The organism is Kosmotoga sp. (assembly GCF_982836095.1).
In genome coordinates this window covers 1-5,435 of record NZ_CEYIHJ010000135.1, presented here as the reverse complement: position 1 = coordinate 5,435, position 5,435 = coordinate 1, and the positions used below count along the sequence as shown (strand labels likewise).

General features: G+C 41.9%; 5 protein-coding genes. All 5 read right to left on the bottom strand.

Annotated features, from left to right (window positions below; translation table 11 throughout):
- Window positions 1-45: 45 nt before the first annotated feature.
- The gene (locus tag AC3LHT_RS08545) at window positions 46-432 is read right to left on the bottom strand and encodes a transposase (RefSeq protein WP_488662593.1); all 387 of its coding nucleotides are present in this window, start codon (window positions 430-432) and stop codon (window positions 46-48) included.
- Between the two features lie 505 nt (window positions 433-937).
- Window positions 938-2,254: a tRNA (N6-isopentenyl adenosine(37)-C2)-methylthiotransferase MiaB gene (gene miaB, locus AC3LHT_RS08540; protein ID WP_488662592.1), complete on the bottom strand. Its 1,317-nt coding sequence runs from the start codon at window positions 2,252-2,254 to the stop codon at window positions 938-940.
- Window positions 2,255-2,318: 64 nt separating this feature from the next.
- Window positions 2,319-3,146: a 30S ribosomal protein S2 gene (gene rpsB / locus AC3LHT_RS08535; RefSeq protein ID WP_290644614.1), complete on the bottom strand. Its 828-nt coding sequence runs from the start codon at window positions 3,144-3,146 to the stop codon at window positions 2,319-2,321.
- A 99-nt stretch (window positions 3,147-3,245) separates the two neighbouring features.
- Window positions 3,246-3,596, bottom strand: a complete 351-nt coding sequence (gene rsfS, locus AC3LHT_RS08530) for a ribosome silencing factor (RefSeq protein WP_488662591.1) — start codon at window positions 3,594-3,596, stop codon at window positions 3,246-3,248.
- A 31-nt stretch (window positions 3,597-3,627) separates the two neighbouring features.
- A complete protein-coding gene (glmS, locus tag AC3LHT_RS08525; protein ID WP_488662590.1) occupies window positions 3,628-5,433 on the bottom strand; it encodes a glutamine--fructose-6-phosphate transaminase (isomerizing) in 1,806 nt (601 codons plus the stop codon).
- Window positions 5,434-5,435 lie beyond the last annotated feature (2 nt).

Below are 5,435 nucleotides of genomic sequence, written 5' to 3'. Positions count from 1 at the left end.
AATACTTCTTCATCCACTTACACCCCCTAATTTAGGATTTTCACGTTATATACGGATTTTTTGATAATAATATGTGCTCTTGTTCATTCCAAGGCACTCAAGGGCTTCACTAACAGAGAACCCTTCTTCAGCTAACTTCGCTACGATTCTTCTCAGTTCGCCAGTTGAATATTTTTCCTTGAGCAGCTCGACCACTATGTGAAGCTTTTCATTAGTGGTGTTTAGCCTTTCTAACTGCTTTGTAATATTATTTTCTGATTTTCTACAATCTTTTAGGTTTTCTATTCCACCATTTATAAACTTTTTCTTCCAGCGGTAGTATTGGGTCTTCGAAATCTGATATTTGTTACAAAGCTGAGTTAGTTTGATTTTCTCGCTTAGTCCCTCCATGACAATGGAAGCCTTTTTCCCAGCAGAAAATTTTTTCCCCATTATCCCTCCTCCTTAAATTAGTAACATAATATTGGTTTAAACTATCAAAATAACACATATGACAAACTCAGTATACAATTTGAACAGTACATTTGTCAAGTATTATGTATATGTTTCTAAATTATGTAAAGAGACCTTTTGATAAATTCCATAAAGATTTATTTGTGCTATATGCAGATAAAGTTAAAACACAGTATCACATATTACAGCAACACAATTGGGAGTTCAAACTACAGTAATGTTAATGTTTAACACATTAACATTCCTTAGAAATGCTTTTTCAACCTGCGTTTTGCAGAATACAAATATCCCATATATGTTTCAAATAGAATCTTGTTCTCTGTGCAAGAAAAATTTTAAAGAGGCATTAAACGAAGCATTTAAAAAGAATCATGAATTCGAAAGGCAAATCAACAATCAGGCAAACAAAAAAGCCCTTATTGGGCTTTTTTGCATTATGTATTTTGTTAATGGATAGGTTTATTAAAGCATTTATGGGCCTTATTCAATCAATAACACTATGATTTTCCACTGCTCCATAAAGCGGGCCTGCAGTGACAGTTCCTATTTTTACGCTCAATTTTTGTCCAATGAGTTCTTTAGGTCCTTCAAAGATCACGATCTTGTTGTTGATGGTTCGGCCATAGAGCTTTCCGTCTTTGAGGGTGCCTTCGACTATGATCAGTAATTCTTTAGCTTTATAGGCTTCGTTTATTTCCCGATTTATCCTCTTTTGGAGCTCGAGTAGTTCGTTCAGCCTTTTAACCTTGATTTCATGGGACACATCATCTTTGAAGTATTTGGCTGAAACCGTTCCTTCACGTGGGGAATACATAGCGAGGTTTACCCTTTCGTATCGGATACTTTCTAAGAGCTCTTTGGTCTCTAAATAATCCTCTTCTGTTTCTCCGGGAAAGCCCACAATTATATCGGTGCTAATGGAAGCATCTGGTATTTTGGTTTTTATCTTTTCAATGAGTTTTAAGTATTCTCCCTTTGTATATCCCCTGTTCATGGCTTTTAATATTTTATCACTCCCTGATTGGATAGGTAGATGAATAGATCTCGATACCCTGTCCGATGAAGCTATAACTTCTATCAGCTCGTCACTAAAATCTTTCGGGTAAGAGGTAAGGTACCATATTCTATCCATTTCAGGAATTTCAAGGGTTTTTCTTATAAGGGCTGCCAAATTGCTTCCATCGTTTCTGTCTTTTCCATAGGAATCGACATTCTGACCAAGATAGGTTATTTCACGGTAGCCTTTGTTCGCAAGTGTGCGCACTTCTTGCAAGATGTCGTCCATGGGACGACTTTTTTCTCTGCCCCGGGTATATGGAACGATACAGTATGAACAGAATTTGTTGCAGCCATAGATTATGGTTACCCAAGCATGATGGTTGTTTGTATGGTATCTTGGCGTTGACCAATTGATTTCATCGAGGTAGTCAGACATCTCCAGAAATTTCTCGCCTTTTGCTGCCCTTTCCAGAAATTCTGGAATCTTAGCAATGCTTCTGGTCCCAATAACGAAGTTAACTTCGTCCCTATTAAGGAGTTTTTCTTTTTCTTTTTCAGCAACGCAGCCCGCAACACCAACGATCAGGGTTTTGTTCTTTTTTTTGAGGGCTTTAAGCCTGCCGAGTTTTCCGTAAAGCTTTTTTTCGGCTTTTTCCCTGACGGCACAGGTATTGACAATAACAACATCGGCTTCCTCTTCTTTTTCAACAATTTCATGCCCTGCTTCTATAAGGAGCCCAGCCATTGTTTCAGTGTCGTTGACGTTCATCTGGCAGCCGTAAGTCTTGAAAGCTATTTTCAAATTTATCACCTTTCTTCAAAAAAGCGACGGCTCAAGCCGTCGCTTAGCTTTTATTTGAAAACAATTAAAGTTCTTCTTCAGGATCTTTTTTCACTTCGGCGGGAACTTCTTCTTCGACAACAGGTGTTTCTTCAACGGGCTTGGGTTCTTCAGAGCTTCCTTCTTCAGTCGCACTTACAGGTATCGTTTCTTCTTCATCAGCAACATTCATGCCTTCCCTGCCTTCGAGTATAGCGTTGGCTATGGTCTGGGTGATGAGTTTTATGGCCCTTATGGCATCATCATTTCCGGGAACCAAATAATCGAGGACATCTGGATTGGCATTGGTATCGGCTATACCGATAACGGTAATTCCCAGCTTGTTGGCTTCTTTGACAGCGATTTCTTCTTTTTTGGGGTCAACCACATAGATGACATCCGGGATGCGGGTCATGTCTTTAACGCCATTGAGGTTCTTTCTGAGCTTGTCAAGCTTCTTTCTGATAACACTCTGCTCTTTTTTGGGCAATTTATCGAGTTCACCTGTAAGTTCCATTTCTTCGTACTGTTTCAGCACTTCAATTCGCTTTTTTATCGTCACAAAGTTTGTAAGTAAACCACCAAGCCAGCGATTGTTCACATAGTATACTCCACAACGTTTTGCCTCATCTGCCACGATTTGCTGGGCTTGCCGCTTTGTGCCTACAAAGAGGAATTCCGCTCCCTCCGAAGCTCTCATTCTCACGTAGTCGTATACCTCTTCAATCATCTTCAACGTTTTCTGAAGATCGATAATGAAGATGCCTTTTCTTTCCCCATAGATGTAGGGTTTCATTCTTGGATCCCATCTTCTGGTTCTGTGACCAAAATGCACGCCTGCTTCCAGTAACTGTTTCATGCTCACTACTGACACAAATTACACCTCCAGTTTTGGTTTTTTCCTCCGGGAACTGCCGATCGACCCTCTAAAGGACACCGTGATCGGCTTGAAAGCTCCCGTGCGTTTTGAGGGCTACCCGTTGAGGAGCTCCTCTGTCGAATAACGTTTTGCATTTAGCCAGAGGCCTTCCAGCGAATAAAAATCCCTTCCCTTTTCGCTGAATAGATGAACGATAAAATGGCCTCCGTCAACAACCATCCAATCATAACCTCTACCTTTATCATAATAAATTACAGGAAGATTATTTTTTTCTAAGAACTCCAACACAGCGTCTCTCAGGGCTTCCATGTGGGGTTCGGAATTAGCAGTGGCTATTATGAAATAACTTGTGAGATTCGATACATCGGCAACATCCAGTATCACTATATCTTTAGCATCTTTATTATTCAATACCCGAGCAATTTCCTTTATGGAATTCTCCAAATTTACACCTCCTGAATGCTAAACTGTTCAGCTATTCGACGGTTACACTTTTCGCAAGGTTTCTGGGCTTATCCGGGTCATTGCCTCTAAGCACTGCAACATGATACGCAAAGAGCTGCAAATAGGGAGACATAACCAGGGGATAGAGTGGCTCTGATACACGGGGAACTTCTATCCTGCTGTTGACAACTCTGCCCATTTCCTGGTCTCCTTCGGTACATATGGCAACGACTCTCGCATTTCTTGCTCTGGTTTCCATAACGTTCGATAGTACTTTGGCTTTAAGATTATCGTCAGGAACTATGGCAAAAACGGGAAATTTTCTATCTAAAAGGGCAATAGGTCCATGTTTTAATTCTCCAGCCTGATAAGCGCTTGCATGTATATAGCTGATTTCTTTGAGTTTAAGTGCGCCTTCCATGGCTGTGGGATATCCATAGCCCCTGCCTATATACATAAAATGGCGGTACTGGTAATATTCCCTCGCAAGTTGAGTTATAGACTCGCTGATTGTGGACAAGGTGCTTTCAAAGACAGTGGGCATTCCCTCCAGCTCGTTTATTATCTGCATTATTCGTTCATTATCTTGTCTGAGTTGACTGAAATATGCCCCGATGATAAACAACACCGCGAGTTGTGATACATAGGTTTTTGTGGCTGCTACACCAATCTCCGGTCCAGCATTGAGGTATACCACCACATCACTTTCCCTTGAGAGCGTTGAGCCGACCACATTCGTTACAGCGATAACCGTTCCACCCCTCGCTTTCACCTTTCTTATGCCTTCAAGTGTATCCGCAGTTTCACCGGATTGGGATATGGCAATGACAATCGTGGAATTGTCGATATGTATATTCCTGTATCGAAATTCTGAGGCAACATCAATCTCTACACTAATAGCTGCGTAATCCTCCAAAAATCGCTTTAGCACAAGCCCGGCATGGTAACTCGTGCCGCAGGCCACAATTTGAACATTTCTCGCAGATTCGATTTTTGAGTGGATGCTTTCCATTCCAGGAAGATAGACTCTTCCATGCTTAATACGCCCTGCAAGGGCATTTCTAAGCACTTCTGGCTCTTCAAAGATTTCCTTCAACATGAAGTGGGGGAAGCCTCCCTTTTCGGCAGCTTTTTCACTCCAGTCTATATGGGTAACGGGTCTTTTTATTTTACTTCCATCTACTCTTGAGATCTCCAGCTTCCCTGGTTCCAATAAAACCACGTCCCCATCTTCAATGAAATACACATCCCTAAGGTATTTAAGCAGTGGCGTAACATCAGATGCGAGAAATGCTTCATTTTCTGTCACGCCTACAACAAGCGGGCTTCCCTTTCTGGCAGCGACTATCGTCTCAGGCTTGTCAGCATGGACAACCGCTATGGCGTAAGCCCCCTCAAGATCTACAAGTGCATGCTTTACCGCTGAAAGCAGGTCTCCCTCATAGTGCTCTTCAACGAGATGCGCAATGACTTCTGTATCGGTTTCTGAATGAAATTTGTGCCCCACATTTATGAGCTTTCTTCTGAGCTCGGCGTGGTTTTCTATGATACCGTTGTGCACAACGGCGATTTTTCCCGTGCAGTCTGTATGAGGATGGGCATTGGCATCTGTGGGTGCCCCATGAGTTGCCCAGCGCGTATGAGCAATGCCAGCTTTTATGGTGGATTCCATAAGAGGTGCAAGTTCGTCTTTGAGGGAAGCTATCTTTCCAACAGTTTTGTGCACATTTACCCTTTGCCCCTCAGGAAAGGCGATCCCGGCAGAATCATAACCCCTGTACTCAAGCTTTTCGAGTCCCTCTATGAGATTCCCTATTTTCACTCCCTTGCCAACCATGC